Genomic DNA, 21,728 nt, shown 5'->3' with positions numbered 1-21,728 from the left:
AAAAACAAATGAGGATCACTGGCTGGAAATAGCCGGTGGTCCTCATTTTGTGGTAAAATTTTACGTACCAATGAAAAACATTACCCCTAATCATTCTAAAGTAAAACAGGCAGTTTTGCCACTATTTATTTCATATTATCTGAATATCTGTGATCCCGTGCTGGTTTTTGACCGATTTATGGAGGGAATCGACTTGGAGAAGTACCTGAAAAATGTTCCGGAACACGTTACCGGACGCATCAGATACAACCCGACCAGTATGTTGAAAACAATCTTATTTGGATTTATGACAAATGGATATATCTCTCTGCGCGAACTGGAAGATTGCTGTAAAGTCAATCTTCGCTTTATGTACCTTATGGATCATGAGACACCTTCTTACCGAACTTTCGGATATTTCATCGAAAATATGCTCAATCCATCGATTGAGGAATTGTTCAGCGATATCAATAAGAAAATCTTTGCCGAAGATCATGTGGATTTGAACCATCTGTATATCGATGGTTCGAAATTTGAGGCAAATGCCAATAAATACAGCTGGGTATGGAAGAAAGCAACTGAAAAGTCCAGATACAGGCTTTTTGAAAAAATCACCGGGTTACTTGATAAAATCAACGATGATCTTGCCGGATTTAATATCAAAATTGATACGAATTCCGAATATGTTCCTGAATACCTGAATGAAGTAACAGATCGGTATGCCAAAATCTATGAAATAGATGAAACAAAATTTGTCCATGGAAAAGGCCATCGAAAAACACCCCGGCAGCGCTATTACGAACGGCTTCAGGAATATACAGCCAAACTCAAAGAATATGTTGAAAAAATAACTATTTGTGGTCCAGACCGGAACAGTTATTCCAAAACAGATCACTGTGCGACATTCATGCGGATCAAGACAGATTATATGGGCAACGACCAGCTCCTGCCAGCCTACAATGTTCAATTTGGTATTGCAGATGAATACATAGCTGTAGCTGATGTAAATCAATACCGTGCAGACATGGATTGTTTTGTTCCCTTACTGGAGAAATTTCATAATACCTACGGATTTTATCCAAAGTATCCCGTAGCTGACGCAGGCTATGGTTCATACAACAATTATATTTACTGTGAGCAGCACGGGATGGAAAAATACATGAAATTCACGATGTACAAGAAAGAAACCACAAATGCGAAGTATCGAGAGAATCAGTTTCGCCCAGTAAATTTCAAGATTGATGAAGAAGGTACTCTGCGTTGTCCCGCAGGACAGGCATTTCATCTGCAATACAGACAAAATGTAAAAGGAAATCGATACGGACGTCAGGAAGAAGTTTACCAGTGCGAAAATTGTACAGATTGTCCTTATGGTGCCGAATGTAAAAAGACGGACAAAAACAGGATGATTCGTCTTAACCAGGAACTAACCTCTATGCATCAAGAAGTTGTGAACAACTTAGAAAGCATTCAAGGAGCGCTTCTTCGTATGAATCGCTCGATTCAATCTGAAGGTACTTTTGGGATTATGAAAAATAACCGCTGGTACAAAAGAATTATTCGAAAAGGCCTGGAACAGGTACGTTTAGAGATTTTCCTGGTTTCCATTGGGCACAATCTTTATAAATACCACAATAAAAAACTACGCTTGAAGAAAGCCGCATAAACTGTAGAAAAGCAGTTTTTATGGGGAAAGGGGGATTATGCCCTTTTTTCAGTAATTACCTGCTTGTTGCCTCAAATTGTAATCGAGTAGGAGGTCACTCATTAATTGAATGACCGACCTCTCACACCACCGTACTTACTGTTCAGTATACGGCGGTTCAATAATTTAACGTGAATGAAACATCTCATATTTCTTGGCTATATTCATATAACCAAGCGACTCAAGATATTTATCTGTTAGTGTTTTGCCTAATATTGGACTGTTTGCGATGCGCCAGTACCCCAGTCTTGTATTGGCATACTCCCACGCCTTGCCTTTGTACAATCCTAATCGATTCAGATTTTTAAATCTCGCGGAAATTTTCTTCCACTGTTTCCACAGATACATTCTCAATCTACGCCTAATCCACTGGTTTAAATCTTGTATTCTGCTGCGCATATCGCTTATGGAAAAGTAATTAAGCCAGCCTATTGTATAATTTTTTAATTCAAGCAAGATGCTTTCTATTGACCGGCCGCGACTGCGGCCGGTTATTTCTTTCACCTTTTGCTTGAATTTCCGGATTACATTTTGGTGTGGCCTGATTCCTATTTTCCCTACTACTTTGTGCAGAGAAAATCCTAAAAACTTTTCCCGCAATGGGCTGCCTATTTTACTTTTCTTCCGGTTGACTTTTAGTTTCAGTTTTCCTTCAAGATAGTTTATACAGCTCTCCATTACACATTTTGCCGCTCTTGGCGTTTTTACATAGATGTTACAGTCATCGGCGTATCTTACAAATTTATGTCCCCTGCTTTCTAGCAGTTTGTCAAATTTTGTAAGATAGATGTTAGACAGTAATGGTGACAGGTTTCCTCCCTGCGGCGTTCCTGCCATTGTCGGGCTTATTATTCCGCCTTCCATTACTCCGCTCTTTAAATATTTTCGGATGAGTGCTATTGCGCGCTCATCCTGTATTTCTTCTCGGAGCATGTTTATGAGCATGTCATGATTTACCGTGTCAAAGTACTGTGCAAGGTCAAGGTCCACTATTTTAGTGTATCCTTCTTTATAATAGGCTTCCGCCTGTTTTATGGCCAGGTGCGCACTCTTTCCCGGTCTGAATCCATAACTGTTGTCTGAGAATGTCTGTTCGAAAATTGGCTGTAGTACCTGCATTATTGCTTGTTGTATTACTCTGTCCAGTACTGTTGGTATGCCAAGCTTTCTTTTCCCTCCGTCTGGCTTAGGTATTTCTACCCGCCGTACCGGCTGTGGTTTATATTTCCCGTTCTTTAGCGATTCAAGGAATTCTTCCTTATGTTCTTTTAACCATCCGTACATTTCGTCAACTTTCATGCCATCTACTCCGGCTGCGCCTTTCTTTCGCTTTACCCTGAGATAGGCTTCATTGAGATTTGCCGGACTTAGGATTATTTCTAACAGGTTCACACGGTTCTTTGTTGCAGTTCCCAGCGATGTCATGCTCTGCGCTCCCTTGCTACTATCTGTTTCCAACATACCCTTACAAGGGCAGTCCATTTTATTGGTTTTCTGCTTTCTTTGCATGACTTCTCCTCCCTCTGCCCAAGAACGCTATTATTGTTCGGTCCTTCCTGGATTTCTTCCAGTACTATGACCTCAGCTGACTTCTCACGATAAATCTTATTTCAACCATGTTTCAATTTTATTTCTGCATGTCCGCGAGACCTCCCCGGGTAAGAACGCAGTCTTTCTCTCCATCCATCTGCCACATTTACAGGATTGGCCTCGAATAGTTTTGGGCTTTGGTTTGTCTAGCAACCTTACCCGGTTACTCCTGCCTTATATGTGATTTCTGTTCGTCAGACCAGAGATTTGCCGCTGGCTTCCTTTAGATTCCACCTCGCGATGGACACCCTTGCCTTAAGCTATGTGCTTGGCACTATTAACCTGCACTCGGGACTTTCACCCGTTAGACTGCGCCCATGCCGGGCACACTAGAAAAAGAGGCTGTGGACAAAATGATTTCTCATTTTGTCACAGCCCCAATTTTTCGTATTAGACAAAAATAATCTGGATGACGATGCTTAAATTCACACTCTCCATGCGGAGGCGACAAGGACCACTGGTCACGATTAAAGTTACTATGGTTCTATATCAAAATTTAGTGCAAAATAAACTGACAAATATATCCTCGCTGGTAAAACAACCTATTTTGTTTTAAAATAACCGATGGTTAAATTTTTCGTTAGTTATATAAAATTTTACCACAAAATAAGGTATGTTATTTCACAACCCCATTTTTTTCATATATTATTTTGAAGTTTTATTTTCTTTTCTATAGAAGTTCATTTTCATTTTTTTATTTCACTAAAGTTTTCTTACAATTATCTTCCACTGACTTTTGGATGATGCAACTTCCACAGCAACAGATTTAGGTGTTGTTTTTAACGTTTTGGCAAAAAGAGCGAAAATATAGCGGCACATATTGCAACGATGGTGAGTAATTCCATGGTTGCTGTCAGTCCATAACTATCGGCGAGCCAGCCGATCAGGGGAATAAGTACGCCGCCTACGCTGAAGGAGAGCCCCATTGAATGAAATGCATATTGTATTATGGTTTTAAAAACAATGTTTCCCCATATTGAAAATAAAATGTCCGGAGCGAAAATAAATAAACAATCATTGTACGTTGTAAACCAAACAAACTTTTTATTAACATGTATCATAAACAAGAGAATATATAACATCTGTTTTTGAGAAAGAAAAACTACATTATGATGTTTTATGAGCGAGAACTGCAAAAAAATAAATCATTTATATACCAAAAATCTTGACGGACTAAAAATATAATCATATAATATTTATGAACGTATTCATTTATGAATGCGTTCATAAATGAGGAGATGATATAATGTTAAAACCGATCAATCAAAAATTAAAAGTTGCTACTCTTGTTTGTCCAGGCGTTTTTTTACCAGATGTAGTTAATGCACATACCGCTTTTAGCTTATCACCCAATATAGAAACATATCTCGTATGGAAAACCCTCGAACCTTTCAATGCATATACAGGTTGGCCTATGGCAGCAACAACTACCTTTAATGAATGCCCTGATGTTGATGTATTAATCATTGGTATGATGGCTCCAGACAGTGCGGCAGATCAAGAAATTATAAAATTTGTCCAGCAGAAAGCAAAGCATGCCAATGCAATAATCGGCATTTGTTATGGAGTTCTGGTTCTTGGAAGTGCGGGTCTTTTAGAAGGCAAGCGGGCTACCTCCAATTTTTCTGTAGGAGATTCATTAAAAGAATTTGGTGCTACTCCTGTGTTGACCAGTGAAGTTGTTATTGACGGTAATTTGTATACGGCAGGCCCGGCGCATGGATGTTTTGAAGCAGCAATTGAAGTTATTTCTACACTACGTGGAGATGATATAGCAAAAACGATTGAATTAGCTTTTGAATACGATCCACATCCTAAGTTTAAAGTAGGCAGTCCCAGCCTTGCTGGTCCCGAGCTTGCACAAAAAATATCAAACAAGCACCAAGAGATGACTAATACCTATCTGAATGCAGCGCGTACAGCTTATCAAACAACCCGCAACAAAGTTAATAATTTAGATGATTGTTAGTATAAATTTATAATTAAACCAAATTTACTATTTATTATTTTTCCCCGCTAATCCATTCAAAAATAACTCTAGTTTGTAATTAAGGTTTTCCATAAAAGAGATTTTCGAACGACTGACCGCAGTGGATTTGATCAGCCCCATAAACGTTTCAGTAACTATTTCAATTGGAATAGTTTTTTTAAAATCTCCATTTTTTTGACCTTCATCGATAATATTAACAAGAATTTCTTTAAACCGAGGCCCATGCGGTGGTTGTTTTAGGCCTAAATGATTAATACATAAGTCAAACAATTGCCGATTATCTTCATATATCCTTCCTAATGTTACTAAAATTTGTGAAATTTTTTCTTGAGAAGAGATTGTTGACTTGTTTAGTTTTTCTAGCGAATTTTCAGCTTGACTAACCTTTTTAGTCAATACATATTGAATGATATCCTCTTTAGAATGAAAATAATTATAAAAAGTACCTGTACCAAGATCTGCCGATTTTGTGATCTCAGCTATAGTCGTTTCTTCGAATCCTTTATTTACAAATAAATTTATTGCAATATCAACTAAAGTATTTAATATTTGAATTTTTTTCCTGTCTCTTCGGCTTATTGCATTTTCCATCAAGATTCCCTCCAAAAGTGAATTTTTCAATTATTCTTGTTTAATCATTACACAGCATAGTTTTAATGTAAGCTGTATATTTTTAAACGCCGATGCGATAGATTAATTAAAAGTTTTGTATTATTTTTTAATATTGTTTTACCATTTTCATTAATTATATCATTGATTCAGGATTTTAATAAATCACCAACTAATTTTGATAAATCTTATGGTATAAAAGCAATTATTTTCTATTTACGATAATTTTGACATGACAGCATGCAGGCAGGTACTGGTATTAAAACCTTTAAGCAGACTTTTTCGTCATCTTTTTCAATAATCCAATATCTCTCTTAAAAACCAATTGCAAGCAGTTTCCTGCGTATTTCAAAATAAAATGGCAGAGGCAATCCAAAGCTTTTCAAATCCAATCTTTTATCTGTTGCCTTGCATGTGTGATTACCTTGGCCGACATTGCTGCTGATATCAAACTACTCAATAAAAAGCAGCATTAATGCCGAGAAACAACGACTGTCCAGTAATTTACAACAGCAATAAATTTGAGATATTAAGCTATAATTTTTCTGCAGCTGGATTTCGTGGAGGTTTGAACTATTATTGTAATCCAGACCACAATCGGGAATTATTGACTTGCTTTGGCGAAATAAAGGACGCAATTCCTGCTTTATATGGTGGGGAAACGAGACGTAGGCCTTAGGTGACATTTTATCGATATACTACATTCTCGATTTACATTATTTGCATTTATAATACTTAATATACTAGTAAAAAATTTTTTATTTATAAATTTCCTCGACAATATCTTTCTTGTTATATAATACTAATTAGCCAAGCTAATTATAGTAAAGGATTTTATTTATGAAAAAACACATTATTACCACTTCCCCCAGTACAAGATCACAGTTAGATGAGGTGTTGTTACATATATCAGATGACGTTTTGCTATCTATCAATAATATATTAAAAAAATATTATATTACCGAAAGCAAATTTGCTTTACTCTTGCTACTGTTCAATACTAGTACAAATCAATCGTTACAACCGTCGGAAATTGCTAATATAATGGGAATTCGCCGGGCATCTGTAACCAAACAGTTAATTTGGCTGGAAAAACATCAGCTTATTATAAGAAATATATGTCCAAAAGATAAGCGAATGGTTAATGTAACAATAACTAAAAAAGGGCACCAACTTCTAAAACTTGTTCTGCCTGGTTATTGGCAGACATGTGCTGACTTTACTGAAAAACTAACTGATGCTGAAGTTGTTCGTTTGCTTCACTTATTAATAAAAATTGATTAATATTGACACGACAATTTTATTTTCTAAATTAGTTAGCCTGGCTAATCATTATTATTTAGGAGGAATCAAAATGAAAATAATAGCATTTATAGGAAGTCCAAGAAAAGATGGAAATACAGCAAAAATAGTAAATGCAATTTGTAAAAGTGCGAAGGAAAGTAATCATGACGTTAATATTTACAATTTATCAAACATGAACTACACAGACTGTATGGCATGCGATGCCTGCCAGTCTGGAAAAGTTAAATTTTGCGTTATTGATGATGAATTAACACCTCTTTTATCAGAAATAGCAAAAGCTGATTGTATTATTCTGGGAACTCCAATATATATGCTGCAAGTTAGTGGTATAACAAAAAATTTTCTTGATCGTTTACGCCCATTTTTAACTTCTGATCTTACTGCAAGATACCTACCGGGGAAAAAGTACATCACAGTGACAAGCAGCGGTGCAACCGCAGAAGAATTCAGTAATGTAACGACATACTTAGATAAGTTCTTTAGTTATTTTAGTATGGAAAGTGTCGGCAGTATTATTGCCGGTAATTTGAGGGAAAAAGACGATATCATGGAACAGCCGGAAATATTGAAAAAAGCCGAAGAAATGGGAAGAAAATTAAAATAATTATGCCATTGGCCTGAATAGTCTCTCTAATGCTCTTTTTGTACATGTAAGCATGATAATCTATTAACCCATATAGACTTAGTTAATTTAATAAAAGTCTGCATTGCAAAAGAAGTATAACCTTTTCTCCTTATAACTGCTTGAAAATGGCGTATAGCTTCAGGTTCAATAATTTTATAATAAAGCATATTATCCCGGGGGGTTTTTTTTATCATAAGATCACTTATAAAAGTTGCGCCCAGACCATTATAGGCAAGATGATAAGCAGTTTCCAACTGTTCAACATAAAATCGTACTTTAGGTATAAAACCCGCACCTGTGCAAATTGCCAATGACCGTTCATGCAAATTATTGCTTTCAGTTAAAATCAAAAAAGGAATATCAGCAAAAGCCGATAAAGGAACATATGGGCAGTCTTTAGTAAAAAGTATATCCTTTTTTACCTGATTTGCCGTTAATCCTTTATTGGCTGTTTTTTTGTCTGTTAATAATTCCTCAGGCACAGCCAAAAGCAGACGATCTTCGAATATATCGGTCCCCATAAAAGACTTTTTATCAAATGAACCACAATGAAACATTATATCGACTGAACCGTCAGCTAGTTTAGTATCAAGCAGACCAGAATTATCTTCAAATAAGGATAATTCAATTTTAGGATAATAGTACATATATTTTTTTATAACAATTGGCATGACATACGAATTAAAATATTGTGTTCCACCAAGACGTAATTTACCAACACTCAGTTTCGCAATATCCTGCAGTTCATTTTCTAAATCATTTTCCAGCAACTTTATGTCAATTATTTTCTGAATATATATTTTACCAGCTTCAGTTAATTTTAAAGGTTGCTGACTTCGATCAAAAATGGGCATGCCAATTTCCTTTTCTACTTTTTTTACAGAAATACTCAAAGCCGGTTGTGACAAATACAAATTAGCTGCTGCTTTAGAAAAACTACCCATTTTATAAACTTCATAAATATAATTCATTTCTTGCTGCATAATACTACCGTCCTTTTATATATAAAATAATTTTATATACTTATATAATATATAAAATTGATTTTATAACGTACCTACTGTAAAATCAAGATGAAAAAGTTAGAAAATTTCAGAAATATGAAAGGAAGTTTGAAATATGCATGCTATCGAAAAAATATTGGCAGTGAACGCTGGTAAAACCTCTGTACATGCTGGAGAAATTGTCAATTGTAATATTGATATTGCCGGAATCAATGATCTTTATTATCAGACCGTAAAATCTTTTTGGGAGATGGGCGGGAAAAAAGTTTTTAGTCCGGAAAAGATTGTAATTTTCTTTGACCACTATGCACCCTGTGCAACAGAAAAACAGGCAGATAATCATAAAAAATTTAGAGAATTTGCCAAATCACAAGGCATAAAGAAACTTATGGATATTAATCAGGGTGTATGTCATCAGCTTATGGCAGATTATGGATTATCATATCCTGGCGAGGTTATTACGATCACTGATTCACATACAAATACGCATGGAGCTTTTGGCGCTTTTGGTACAGGTGTCGGAGCAACGGATTTGGCAGTAGTTCTTGTAACCGGCAGGCTTTGGTTTAAAGTACCGGAAGTAATTCGCATAAATCTCGCAGGCAAATTGGCAAAAGGAGTTTATGCCAAAGATGTAATTTTGCATATCATTGGCAATTTAAAAGCTGATTACGCCGTATATAAAGCTGTTGAATTTGCTGGCCCGGTTCTTAAGGAGTTCAATATATCTGAACGCATGGTGCTTTGCAACATGACAACAGAAATGGGAGCAAAAACAAGTTATATACAGCCTGATGAAATCACGATGAAATACCTTGCTGCACATGTAAATCATAATTATAAAATTTATAATACTGACAGGGACTATAAATATGCAGCAGATATCACATATGATGTATCGGAAATCAGACCACAACTTGCAGCACCATTTAGTGTGGATAATGTAGCCAATTTAAATGAATTTGCTGGTATCCACATAGATCAAGCTTATCTTGGCTCCTGCACAGGCGGACGAACGGAAGATTTTGCAATTGCGGCTAAAATATTAAGCGGCAAAAAAATTCACACTGGTACACGTATGATTCTGGTACCGGCAACACGCTTTGTACTGCAGGAATGTTTAAAAAATGGCTATATCCAAGAACTTGTAGCTGCTGGAGCGACACTGACGGCACCAGGTTGTGCAGCCTGCCTGGGCATTCATCAAGGCCTTATTGCAGATGGCGAAACATGCATATCATCTACTAATCGCAATTTTCCGGGACGGATGGGCAATGTAAACGGACGTATTTATCTGGGCTCACCAGCATCAGTAGCAACTGCTGCACTGTATGGGAAAATAACTGATCCGGCAGAATGTTTTTAAGGAGAAAATTGACTATGAAAAAAATAGCAAAAGGTATCGTGTATCTGTTTGGTAATAATATTGATACTGATCAAATTTATCCGGGTAAATATGTTGAATTTACAGAAATGGACGATATAAAAAAATATGCCATGAGTGGCAGCAGTCAACCTGATCTTGTACAAAAATTTACAGTTGGCGATATTATTGTCGGTGGAACAAATTTTGGATGTGGTTCTTCACGTGAACATGCTGTAATGACTTTGAAAGGGATTGGTGTAGGGGCAATATTGGCAGAATCCTTTGCCCGTATATTTTATCGTAATGCAATAAATTTAGGTATTCCAGCTATTACATGTAAAGGTATACATAATATGGTCCATCAAAAAGATAAATTAAGTGTCAATTTTCTAACAGGTACAATTAAAAATATTACAACAGGGAAATCTGCACATTCAGAACCAATGAACGATTATATGATGAATATATTACAAAATGGCGGTATTATTCCCATGATTCGGAAAATGCAGGAAGAAACGATTTGCTCAATGGAAATTGATTAAATAAAAGTAATAAATCATACAGGAGGAATACATGTTAATAGAAAAATATTTTCCCAAATTTGTTAACAAGTTAATAGATGTAGGTGAAAACATAAAAATTAATACTTTAATAGGCGGACATGGTAAAGAAGCAGTTGTATTTTTACACGGGCATCCAGAAAATTATCTTACCTGGCGTTTTATAGCCCCAAAGCTTACTTCCAAATACAGTGTGATAATAACAGATCTTCGCGGCTATGGATATAGTACAAAACCACAAGGTCTTCCTGACCACTCTAATTATTCAAAAAGAGTAATGGCTGATGATGTAATTAAAGTTATGGCAAAGCTTGGATTTACAAAATTTCATTTAGTAGGTCACGATAGAGGAGCTCGTGTTTGTCATCGTTTAATTATGGATCACCCTGAAAAAGCGATCAGCTGTACATTAATGGATATTTTACCTACATATGATATGTATCATGATACGAACCAGGAGTTTGCTACTAAGTATTGGCATTGGTTTTTTTACATTCAGAATAATGGCCTCCCTGAAAAATTATTAAATGGTAACGCTGATTTTTTTATCAGATTTAATTTACAGTTGAAAATTAATCCTAAAACCAAGAACAATTTTTCTGAAGATGTACTACAGGAGTATATTAAATGCTTCTCTGATCCAATGACTATTCATGGTGTAAGTGAAGATTATCGGGCCTCAGCTACCATTGATATGAAATATGATATAGCTGACAGAACTAAAATAATAAAAACACCATTATTAGTATTATGGGGAGCGAATGGTGTAGTCGGTAATTTGTGGAATGTTTTGGCTAATTGGAAAAAACGGGCTGAAAATGTAGCCGGATTTGGTATTAAGGAATGTGGTCATCTTGTTCCTGAAGAACAACCGGAAATAGTTTTAGAAACTCTTTCAACTTTCTTGGAAAAATATAAGACAAAAAATTAATTTAGGAAAGGAGAGAGTTCTTCAAGTTTTGTGTAAACGCTAAAAAACAATATAAAATTAATAGTAATATATTTTACGTGATGCCATGAACGATAGCACTTTAGAAAAAAAATTAAGTGCTGCCCTTAACACAACCAACACTCAATCGGATGAAATGTATCAGCAAGTTGTACAACATGAAAACAGCAGACAAGAAACAATATCTAATTTAGTTGAATTAAAAGATGATGGCTTATTAAGCGAAAAACAAAAAAATAATGCTATTAATATCACTAATGCAATAGCATTAAGTGAACGTGCCCGGCTAATTGGAACAAAACTTACTGATAATGTTACAGCGCAAAATGCTGCTGCAACAATTTCACGATTAGATGCTGAAAAAGTAAAAGCTGGATCTATTTATGCGTATGATCCTTATAATCCATCAGATTATGACACTAAAAACAAAGAAACTACATCAACAAACTATGGTTTTTTAAGTTTTGGAGAATAAAAAAAGGGGCTGTGAAATAAAGTCCCAATAAAAACAAATGAGGATCACTGGCTGGAAATAGCCGGTGGTCCTCATTTTGTGGTAAAATTTTACGTACCAATGAAAAACATTACCCCTAATCATTCTAAAATAAAACAGGCAGTTTTGCCACTATTTATTTCAGATTATCTGAATATCTGTGATCCCGTGCTGGTTTTTGACCGATTTATGGAGGGAATCGACTTGGAGAAGTACCTGAAAAATGTTCCGGAACACGTTACCGGAGGCATCAGATACAACCCGACCAGTATGTTGAAAACAATCTTAAATAAAAAACTACGCTTGAAGAAAGCCGCATAAACTGTAGAAAAGCAGTTTTTACGGGGAAAGGGGGATTATGTCCTTTTTTCAGTAATTACCTGCTTGTTGCCTCAAATTGTAATCGAGTAGGAGGTCACTCATTAATTGAATGACCGACCTCTCACACCACCGTACTTACTGTTCAGTATACGGCGGTTCAATAATTTAACGTGAATGAAACATCTCATATTTCTTGGCTATATTCATATAACCAAGCGACTCAAGATATTTATCTGTTAGTGTTTTGCCTAATATTGGACTGTTTGCGATGCGCCAGTACCCCAGTCTTGTATTGGCATACTCCCACGCCTTGCCTTTGTACAATCCTAATCGATTCAGATTTTTAAATCTCGCGGAAATTTTCTTCCACTGTTTCCACAGATACATTCTCAATCTACGCCTAATCCACTGGTTTAAATCTTGTATTCTGCTGCGCATATCGCTTATGGAAAAGTAATTAAGCCAGCCTATTGTATAATTTTTTAATTCAAGCAAGATGCTTTCTATTGACCGGCCGCGACTGCGGCCGGTTATTTCTTTCACCTTTTGCTTGAATTTCCGGATTACATTTTGGTGTGGCCTGATTCCTATTTTCCCTACTACTTTGTGCAGAGAAAATCCTAAAAACTTTTCCCGCAATGGGCTGCCTATTTTACTTTTCTTCCGGTTGACTTTTAGTTTCAGTTTTCCTTCAAGATAGTTTATACAGCTCTCCATTACACGTTTTGCCGCTCTTGGCGTTTTTACATAGATGTTACAGTCATCGGCGTATCTTACAAATTTATGTCCCCTGCTTTCTAGCAGTTTGTCAAATTTTGTAAGATAGATGTTAGACAGTAATGGTGACAGGTTTCCTCCCTGCGGCGTTCCTGCCATTGTCGGGCTTATTATTCCGCCTTCCATTACTCCGCTCTTTAAATATTTTCGGATGAGTGCTATTGCGCGCTCATCCTGTATTTCTTCTCGGAGCATGTTTATGAGCATGTCATGATTTACCGTGTCAAAGTACTGTGCAAGGTCAAGGTCCACTATTTTAGTGTATCCTTCTTTATAATAGGCTTCCGCCTGTTTTATGGCCAGGTGCGCACTCTTTCCCGGTCTGAATCCATAACTGTTGTCTGAGAATGTCTGTTCGAAAATTGGCTGTAGTACCTGCATTATTGCTTGTTGTATTACTCTGTCCAGTACTGTTGGTATGCCAAGCTTTCTTTTCCCTCCGTCTGGCTTAGGTATTTCTACCCGCCGTACCGGCTGTGGTTTATATTTCCCGTTCTTTAGCGATTCAAGGAATTCTTCCTTATGTTCTTTTAACCATCCGTACATTTCGTCAACTTTCATGCCATCTACTCCGGCTGCGCCTTTCTTTCGCTTTACCCTGAGATAGGCTTCATTGAGATTTGCCGGACTTAGGATTATTTCTAACAGGTTCACACGGTTCTTTGTTGCAGTTCCCAGCGATGTCATGCTCTGCGCTCCCTTGCTACTATCTGTTTCCAACATACCCTTACAAGGGCAGTCCATTTTATTGGTTTTCTGCTTTCTTTGCATGACTTCTCCTCCCTCTGCCCAAGAACGCTATTATTGTTCGGTCCTTCCTGGATTTCTTCCAGTACTATGACCTCAGCTGACTTCTCACGATAAATCTTATTTCAACCATGTTTCAATTTTATTTCTGCATGTCCGCGAGACCTCCCCGGGTAAGAACGCAGTCTTTCTCTCCATCCATCTGCCACATTTACAGGATTGGCCTCGAATAGTTTTGGGCTTTGGTTTGTCTAGCAACCTTACCCGGTTACTCCTGCCTTATATGTGATTTCTGTTCGTCAGACCAGAGATTTGCCGCTGGCTTCCTTTAGATTCCACCTCGCGATGGACACCCTTGCCTTAAGCTATGTGCTTGGCACTATTAACCTGCACTCGGGACTTTCACCCGTTAGACTGCGCCCATGCCGGGCACACTAGAAAAAGAGGCTGTGGACAAAATGATTTCTCATTTTGTCACAGCCCCTATTATTTATAAATACAAACTAATGATCAGTTTTTCTTTGCACTGCTTCATGCTGTTTATTTTTAGGCATAAATAGCGCCATAACTGCTAAAGCTATCAATATTGTACCGACAAAATTATATGCATCATGAAATGCAATGATGCTGGCCTGCTGTATCATTTCCTGGTAGATATGTGCCATCGTCCCAGAAGAAGCTTGCGCAGGAGTTACCCCTAAATCTCTTATGGTGTGCGCGTACTGTGCTAGCGCATCACGAAAACCCATATTATCCATCGTCAGATGACGAGCCAGATTAGCCTGCTCTATTTGTTTGTAATCAGCTAGCCTGCTCATGACTACTGATATCCCGATACTGCCGCCAAGATTACGCATCAATGAAACTATCGCCGAAGCATTACTGCTGTCATCTGCGGAAATACGTGAAAAAGCCAGTGTACTTGCCGGTATAAACAGAAAAGGCATTCCTATCATCTGCATGGTACGCATAACAACAAAAGTATTATAGTCAGTCTGCGGTGTCACATAACTGGTATAAAACATCCCTGTGGCATTTAATAGCATTCCAAACGCAATAAGATATTTAGCTTCAATCTTATTGACTAACCGCCCGGCTATAGGCAGAATAAACATAATGACCAATCCCGCCGGGGAAAGTACCAAGCCGGATAATGTAGCATCATAACCAAAATTTGACTGCACCAGCATCGGCAATAATGCTGAGCTCGAGTAAATAGCAAAACCGACAAAAAATAACATTATACAAGGCATAGAAAAGCTGGGTATCTTGAATAATTTAAGTTTTATTATAGGATTTTTCTGCTGCGATATCCAATAAATTGCAAATATAATACTAATAGCAGATATAATTGCAAATGTTATTATAAAATTACTGTCAAACCAATCATTCTGCTGTCCCTTATCCAGTACCACCTGCAATGTTCCTAATCCCAGTGCAACTAATCCCAATCCTATATAGTCAATGGAATCAACCTTACTTTTTTGTGCGCTTGGTGGATCAGAAACAAGTAATTTTACTAAAATTACTGCTAACATTCCGACTGGAACGTTCATAAAAAATATCCAACGCCAACTAAATGCATCAGTTATATAACCGCCTAAGGTCGGTCCCAATATAGGTGCCAGCACTGTAGTTGCACCAGTTATAGCAAAAGCCATACCTAATTTATTAGGGGGAAAGCTGTCCTTTATTATCGCCTGCTGGCTTGGCTGCAAACCACCGCCAGCAATTCCTTGAAGAGCTCTGCATACTATTAGCATTGGCAATGATGTTGATACCCCGCATAAAAACGATGCTGTAGTAAATCCCAATATGCATGTCATAAAAAAATTTTTACGTCCCATGAGTGAAGACAACCAGCCTGATAGTGGTAATACTATGCCATTTGCCACTAAATATGATGTCAATACCCATGTACTTTCATCTGTACCTGCTCCCAGTGATCCAGCTATATGGGCCAATGCCACATTTACTATTGTAGTATCCAATACTTCCATAAACGCAGCTAAACTCACAACAGAAGATACTAAGAGCGGGCTTACCTGCCTCTGCATAATTACCGAGCTCCATTTAAATACACAGTAGGAACCACAGACATTCCCGGTCCCAATACATCAGCCTGTTTAGGCAGCAATTTATCAAATACTATTCTCACAGGAACTCTCTGCACTATCTTAACATAATTTCCCGTAGCATTTTCTGCTGGAAATAATGAAAAATAAGAACCGGTACCTGCCTGAAAACTATCTACTTTACCAGTTAATTCCATATCTGGAAATGCGTCTACTTTTATTTTTACTTTATCACCTGGTTTTATTCCATGCAGTTCATTTTCTTTAAAGTTTGCTGTTACCCATAAATTAAAACTCACCAGTGAACATATTTTGGTACCCGCCTGGACATAAGCTCCCTTATTGACACTTTTCTTGGTTATTCGTCCCGCCATCGGAGCAACTATTTTTGTATGCTGCAGATTATTTTCGGCTTGGTCAAGTTCTGCCTGCGCCTGTGCGACTTGAGCCTGAAGCTGCTTTACTTTATTTTGGGAACTTTCTATGATGTCAGGTGCAGAATTTGCCGATACCAATGAAGCTTTCATCTGAGCGAGTGAAGCTCTTGTTGACTTTTCCGCTGCCACAGCTTGATCATATTCCTGCTGTGAGCAGGCCCCGCTTTGAATGAGCATCCCCATACGATTTTTATCAGCCAGGGCTTTTTCCCACGCTGCCTGCGCAGCATTCACTTTCTGGTCAGCTTCGCTTACATTTGCCGGTGCCGTGATTGCAGTTGCCGCTGACTGATTCTGAGCAGCAGCTAAAGCAGCATTGGCTGCTGCTAATGCTGCTTTAGCATTCTCAACTTGAAGCTGATAATCTTTGGGATCTATCTGCATAATAACTTCACCGGCTTTTACAATCTGGTTGTCTTTTACATAAAGATTCTTTATATAACCTGATATTTTAGGACTTATATCCACGGTCTGACCATCAATAGCTGCATCATCAGTTGATATTTTGTCCCGCTGAATAAAATAATAAATACCTGCTCCCAAAAATACAACTAAAAAAATAACAGCTGCTTTTTTCATCTTTGAAGTAACCTTCATATAATTAACCCTCCTGCGTACATGCATCAACTATTATTTTTCATTGCTCCTGCAAATAACTTTACACATGTATTTATATAATTAGCTGTCGTAACATCAACATAGCCTTCTTTCAGTGTTACTTTGGCATGAAAAAAACCAAAGTTCATTGAAATAAAAGCTACTGCCAAAGCTTCTATTTCTTCTGCTGTATATTTTTTTATTTTCTCTTTATTTTCCATTTGCAAAAAATAACTTATCATAAATTTTTTAAAGTAATATGGCGGTAAAATTTCCCAATCTTCATTTGACATAATGGTTTTTTCTCTAAGAATAATAATATATAGTGTTTTATTTTTTTCCATAATCTCTTGGTAAGTTTTACTTATAAGTTCTAAATCAGGTTCTAATTCCCACTTTACTTTACTGTTAAATATTTTCTGCAAGGAAGGAATAAACGATAAAGTGTTAATAATGGCTTCTATAAGACCTTTTTTATTTGAAAAATGCCGAAAAACTGTCATCTCACTCACATTTGCCTTATTAGCAATATCCCTCATCGTTATATTGCTGAAATTATTTTCTTTTAACATAAAAATCGCTGCCTGTATTATTTTTTGGGTCGTAGTTATTTCTTTTTCTGACATTTCAACATCCTTTCTAAAAATTTATTAATAATTACTTACAATAACTTTTTATCCTTATTTATCCTTAATTGAATATAACAATTAAAAAACAATATATCTGATGTTAGTTAGTATAACTAACATCAGATATATTATGACACTGATAAAATATCTTGTCAATCAAATTTATTGTATAAATTACCTAAATGTAATAGAATACTTATTGCTATTATTAACACTATTTTATTGTTTTAATACTACTGATTTTACTATGTGTTGCTAAATAATTACCGATATGTTTTTTTATTCATGTTATAATAGCAAAGAAGTATTAAATGAAATGAGGGATTTTTTTGCTCGAACAAAATATAAATTCGTATATTGCTAAGCAATTACATATATCCTTAAAACAGGTTATTGCTGCTGCCAAGCTCATAGATGAAGGAAATACTATTCCTTTTATTTCCCGTTACCGCAAGGAAGCTACTGGTGAATTAAAAGAAGAGCAGCTGCGCAGCTTATCTGAAATCCTGACTTATCTGCGCAATCTGGTAAAACGGCAGGAAGAAATCCTTAAAAATGTAGATGAACAAGGCAAACTTACAGAAGAACTAAAAACAGCCATAACAGGAGTAGAAAAGCTCCAGGAACTGGAAGACATTTATCTTCCATACAAACAAAAAAAACGTACTCGGGCTATGGCTGCAAGGGAAAAAGGACTTGAACCTCTTGCTGCACTTATTTTAGGTCAAGCTGAAACTACTAGCACTATTGAAGAAATTGCTGCTCCGTTTATTGATAAGGAAAAAGACATCAATACTTTTGCAGACGCTGTTGCAGGGGCTATGGATATTATAGCTGAAAGCGAAACAGAAAAAGCCCCTGTCCGTTCAGCTCTGCGTAAAACACTGTGGAATGAAGGAATCATCGAAACATCCCGAGAGGAAGAAAATGATCCTGAGCAAGCCTTCCTCATGTACAGTGAATATTCTGAACCTATACGCACATTACCTTCCCATCGTATTTTGGCTATAAACCGCGGTGAAAAAAGGAAAGCGTTAAAAGTAAAATTTACAGCCAACCACGAAAAAAATATTCAAAAGCTATGCGATAAAGTTATCAATGGTCCATCAATTTATAGACAAATTATAATTGAGGCTTTAACTGATGGCTACAAACGTCTTTTATTTCCTGCACTTGAACGTGAAATAAGATCTTTACTTACTGAAAATGCCGAAAAACAAGCTATAAATATTTTTGGTGCCAATTTGAAACAGCTGCTGCTGCAGGCTCCTTTAGCCGGCCATGTAGTAATGGGATTAGATCCTGGATACCGCACAGGTTGCAAAATGGCAGTTGTCGATGCAACCGGTCAAATACTGGATCATGGTGTTCTTTATATAACTATGAGCGATGAAGCTAAAGCGAAATCGGCTAAAAAAGTTCTTGACCTTATAAAAAAATATAATGTAAGTCTTATATCCATAGGAAATGGCACTGCTTCTTTTGAAACAGAAGAATTTACTGCTAAGCTCATTGCTGACAATAAGCTTGATGTCCATTATTTGATTACTAGTGAAGCTGGCGCTTCTGTCTATTCTGCCTCCAAGCTGGCTGTAGAAGAATTACCTGATTATGATGTTACGATAAGAGGTGCTGTTTCAATTGCCAGACGTATTCAGGACCCGCTTGCTGAATTGGTAAAAATAGATCCTAAAGCTATCGGAGTAGGGCAATACCAGCATGATGTAAACCAAAAAGAATTAAGTTCTGCCCTGGATACAGTGATAGAATCAGCTGTAAACCATGTAGGTGTTACACTGAATACAGCTTCAGCTGCACTTTTAAAACATATTGCTGGTATAAATGCGTCAATTGCCAAAAACATTGTTAATTATCGTGATGAAAATGGTGAATTTAAAAATCGCAAAGATCTTTTAAAAGTAAAACGCCTGGGACAATCCGCTTTTACCCAATGTGCTGGCTTCCTACGCATAAATGAAGGTACTATGCCATTAGATAATACACCTGTCCATCCGGAATCCTATAAAACAGCCGAAAAGCTTCTGGACAAATTAGGCTTTTCCCTCAATGATCTTAAAGATAAAAAACAACTGTCCTTTTTACAGGCAAAGTTAAAATTAGCCACCCCGGAAGCTATTGCCAAAACACTTGATGCCGGAGTTCCCACAATTCGTGATATAATTGATGCACTAAGCAAACCGGGACGTGATCCGCGTGAAGATTTACCTGCTCCGCTTACCAGAAAAGCCGTTGTTAAACTTGACGATATAAAAGTTGGTACTATTATGCGCGGAACTGTCAGAAATATTACAGATTTTGGTGTGTTTGTCGATATTGGCATAAAAACAGCCGGACTTATCCATATTTCCGAACTGAGTTATAAACGCGTAAAACATCCACTTGATGTTGTCTCTGTGGGTGATATTCTTGATGTTATGGTAATAAATGTCGATGCTGCCAGAAATAGAATAGGTCTAAGCCTAAAGCAAGTGCCAAAGGAAAAGAATGCTTAATGAATTTATTAAATAAAACTATACAAAAAATTGACTTTGTTTCTGACAAAACTAATATACCAATAAGAAGAATAAAAGGTATCGGCGGTCTGTCTGATATTTTAATAAAATATATGGCAATAACTAAACAAACTGTCCCACAAAAATTAAAAGAAGCTGCCATCATTGCCTGTGCTGATCATGGAGTAGCACAAATGAATGTGAGTGCATATCCGCAGAAAACTACTGTTGATATGACAAGGAACTATTTGATCAGCAAGGGCGCAGTAGCTAATGCTATGACAAATTTCTCTGCTGCTGATATATTTGTAGTTGATATGGGCATTGCCGCCGATATGAAAAACCTTACAGGTTTAATAAACAAAAAAATTGCCTTAGGTACGAATAACTTCGTACATGGTCCAGCAATGTCCTACAAACAGGCTGTAAAATCTTTGGAAACGGGTATTGATATAGCAAATACTTTATCCCAAAAAGGTTATAATTGTTTTTTATTGGGTGAAATGGGAATTGCCAATACTACTTCCAGTGCTGCCATTGCCGCTTGTATATGCGAGCTCCCACCAGAAAAATCTACTGGGCGCGGCACTAATATCTCTGACAACAGATTAAAAATAAAAATGGCTGTAGTAAAAAAAGCTTTAAGCATTAATACTCCCAATCCTATTAATGGTATAGATGTACTCAGTAAAATCGGCGGTTTTGAATTTGGTTGTCTGGCTGGCATTATTCTGGGTGCTGCTGCTAATGACCGTCTTGTTATTTTAGATGGATTTAATACAGCTGCCGCTGCTCTGATAGCACAAGCTATCTGTCCGGCTAGTGCCTCTCATATAATGCCATCGCATTTAGCCGGCGAGCCTGCACATCAGGCTGCTTTAAAACATTTGAATTTATCACCTTATATAGACCTGCACCTGCAGCTCAGCGAAACTGCCGGTTCCTCTGTAATTGCCAGATTTATCAATCTGGCTGTTGATCTGTTCAATTTATCACTTCATAATAATTTGCCTGTTTTCAATAAACTTCCAGATGACCTTTCCCTGAAAAATATTCCCCTTGATAAGACTGTAATGAAATTTTGCCAGGAACGAATTGATAACCTTACTAAACCAATAAATTCTCTGGGAAAATTTGAAGAAATTGCCCTTTATTTATCAGGTGCTTTACAGAAACCTCAACCTGTTATGGCAGATATAATAAAAAACAATGTTTTACTTATGCCATATATTCTTCAAATAAGCCACTGTCTAAAGAAACCTGTAACTGATACTTATATTGCAAAAGAAGTTGGTTTTATTCTTATAGATGGAGCATTGCATATGCTTAATGATATGAAGACATTTGCTGAGGCAGCTGTATCTGTGGCTAATGACGGTCCCGGCAGTAAAAAACAAAAAATGTTCTAGATTTTTATTAAAAATTTGTCTATAAATAATAAAACTTAAAAGAAGAGA

19 protein-coding genes are annotated in these 21,728 nt (G+C 36.8%); 11 read left to right on the top strand and 8 right to left on the bottom strand.

The features are described from left to right. Positions 1-70 precede the first annotated feature (70 nt). Positions 71-1,645: a transposase gene (locus I6760_RS09455; protein WP_231036212.1), complete on the top strand. Its 1,575-nt coding sequence runs from the start codon at positions 71-73 to the stop codon at positions 1,643-1,645. 165 nt (positions 1,646-1,810) lie between these two features. On the opposite strand, the gene ltrA (I6760_RS09450) is transcribed toward I6760_RS09455, so the two are convergent. Further along, positions 1,811-3,193: a group II intron reverse transcriptase/maturase gene (ltrA, locus tag I6760_RS09450; protein ID WP_231036204.1), complete on the bottom strand. Its 1,383-nt coding sequence runs from the start codon at positions 3,191-3,193 to the stop codon at positions 1,811-1,813. Positions 3,194-4,053: 860 nt separating this feature from the next. Further along, a complete protein-coding gene (locus I6760_RS09445) occupies positions 4,054-4,335 on the bottom strand; it encodes a hypothetical protein (RefSeq protein WP_196594193.1) in 282 nt (93 codons plus the stop codon). A 185-nt stretch (positions 4,336-4,520) separates the two neighbouring features. On the opposite strand from I6760_RS09445, the gene I6760_RS09440 reads away from it, so the two are divergent. After that, positions 4,521-5,243, top strand: a complete 723-nt coding sequence (locus I6760_RS09440) for a DJ-1/PfpI family protein (RefSeq protein ID WP_182187936.1) — start codon at positions 4,521-4,523, stop codon at positions 5,241-5,243. 27 nt (positions 5,244-5,270) lie between these two features. Here the strand turns inward: I6760_RS09440 and I6760_RS09435 are convergent, their stop codons facing one another. Beyond that, positions 5,271-5,855: a TetR/AcrR family transcriptional regulator gene (locus I6760_RS09435; RefSeq protein WP_196594192.1), complete on the bottom strand. Its 585-nt coding sequence runs from the start codon at positions 5,853-5,855 to the stop codon at positions 5,271-5,273. Positions 5,856-6,713: 858 nt separating this feature from the next. Here I6760_RS09435 and I6760_RS09430 point away from each other — a divergent pair. Next, positions 6,714-7,157 carry a MarR family winged helix-turn-helix transcriptional regulator gene (locus I6760_RS09430; protein WP_196594191.1) on the top strand — a complete coding sequence of 148 codons (444 nt, stop codon included), beginning with the start codon at positions 6,714-6,716 and terminating at the stop codon, positions 7,155-7,157. Between the two features lie 70 nt (positions 7,158-7,227). Next, entirely contained in the window at positions 7,228-7,782 is a 555-nt protein-coding gene (locus I6760_RS09425) for a flavodoxin family protein (RefSeq protein WP_182187934.1), read from the top strand. A 26-nt stretch (positions 7,783-7,808) separates the two neighbouring features. Here the strand turns inward: I6760_RS09425 and I6760_RS09420 are convergent, their stop codons facing one another. Then, positions 7,809-8,786 carry a LysR family transcriptional regulator gene (locus I6760_RS09420; RefSeq protein WP_196594190.1) on the bottom strand — a complete coding sequence of 326 codons (978 nt, stop codon included), beginning with the start codon at positions 8,784-8,786 and terminating at the stop codon, positions 7,809-7,811. 136 nt (positions 8,787-8,922) lie between these two features. On the opposite strand from I6760_RS09420, the gene I6760_RS09415 reads away from it, so the two are divergent. From I6760_RS09415 to I6760_RS09395, 5 genes are all read left to right on the top strand, one after another. Then, positions 8,923-10,173 (top strand): 3-isopropylmalate dehydratase large subunit, encoded by a 1,251-nt coding sequence (locus tag I6760_RS09415; RefSeq protein ID WP_182187932.1) that lies wholly within the window; start codon positions 8,923-8,925, stop codon positions 10,171-10,173. Positions 10,174-10,187: 14 nt separating this feature from the next. Continuing rightward, on the top strand, positions 10,188-10,715 hold the full coding sequence (locus tag I6760_RS09410) for a LeuD/DmdB family oxidoreductase small subunit (protein WP_182187931.1): 528 nt from the start codon (positions 10,188-10,190) through the stop codon (positions 10,713-10,715). 31 nt (positions 10,716-10,746) lie between these two features. Continuing rightward, entirely contained in the window at positions 10,747-11,664 is a 918-nt protein-coding gene (locus I6760_RS09405; protein WP_182187930.1) for an alpha/beta fold hydrolase, read from the top strand. An 85-nt stretch (positions 11,665-11,749) separates the two neighbouring features. After that, a complete protein-coding gene (locus tag I6760_RS09400) occupies positions 11,750-12,157 on the top strand; it encodes a hypothetical protein (protein WP_196594189.1) in 408 nt (135 codons plus the stop codon). Positions 12,158-12,256: 99 nt separating this feature from the next. Then, a complete protein-coding gene (locus tag I6760_RS09395) occupies positions 12,257-12,496 on the top strand; it encodes a hypothetical protein (protein WP_196594188.1) in 240 nt (79 codons plus the stop codon). 165 nt (positions 12,497-12,661) lie between these two features. Here the strand turns inward: I6760_RS09395 and ltrA (I6760_RS09390) are convergent, their stop codons facing one another. From ltrA (I6760_RS09390) to I6760_RS09375, 4 genes are all read right to left on the bottom strand, one after another. Beyond that, positions 12,662-14,044 (bottom strand): group II intron reverse transcriptase/maturase, encoded by a 1,383-nt coding sequence (ltrA, locus tag I6760_RS09390; protein ID WP_231036020.1) that lies wholly within the window; start codon positions 14,042-14,044, stop codon positions 12,662-12,664. Positions 14,045-14,523: 479 nt separating this feature from the next. Then, positions 14,524-16,077 (bottom strand): DHA2 family efflux MFS transporter permease subunit, encoded by a 1,554-nt coding sequence (locus I6760_RS09385; RefSeq protein WP_196594187.1) that lies wholly within the window; start codon positions 16,075-16,077, stop codon positions 14,524-14,526. Between the two features lie 2 nt (positions 16,078-16,079). After that, positions 16,080-17,129: an HlyD family secretion protein gene (locus I6760_RS09380; RefSeq protein ID WP_196594186.1), complete on the bottom strand. Its 1,050-nt coding sequence runs from the start codon at positions 17,127-17,129 to the stop codon at positions 16,080-16,082. Positions 17,130-17,155: 26 nt separating this feature from the next. Then, complete coding sequence (locus I6760_RS09375; RefSeq protein WP_196594185.1) at positions 17,156-17,755, bottom strand: TetR/AcrR family transcriptional regulator; 600 nt, start codon at positions 17,753-17,755, stop codon at positions 17,156-17,158. A 332-nt stretch (positions 17,756-18,087) separates the two neighbouring features. Between I6760_RS09375 and I6760_RS09370 the strand changes: the two genes are divergently transcribed. Both I6760_RS09370 and I6760_RS09365 read left to right on the top strand, forming a co-directional pair. Further along, on the top strand, positions 18,088-20,271 hold the full coding sequence (locus tag I6760_RS09370) for a Tex family protein (RefSeq protein WP_196594184.1): 2,184 nt from the start codon (positions 18,088-18,090) through the stop codon (positions 20,269-20,271). Beyond that, on the top strand, positions 20,271-21,680 hold the full coding sequence (locus I6760_RS09365) for a nicotinate-nucleotide--dimethylbenzimidazole phosphoribosyltransferase (RefSeq protein WP_196594183.1): 1,410 nt from the start codon (positions 20,271-20,273) through the stop codon (positions 21,678-21,680). The genes I6760_RS09370 and I6760_RS09365 overlap by 1 nt, the downstream gene beginning before the upstream one ends. Positions 21,681-21,728 lie beyond the last annotated feature (48 nt).

The sequence above is a fragment of the Pectinatus sottacetonis genome, from assembly GCF_015732155.1.
GTDB classification, from domain to species: Bacteria; Bacillota; Negativicutes; order Selenomonadales; family Selenomonadaceae; genus Pectinatus; species Pectinatus sottacetonis.
Note: the sequence above shows the minus strand (reverse complement) of the source record. Positions and strands in the feature narration are given on the sequence as shown.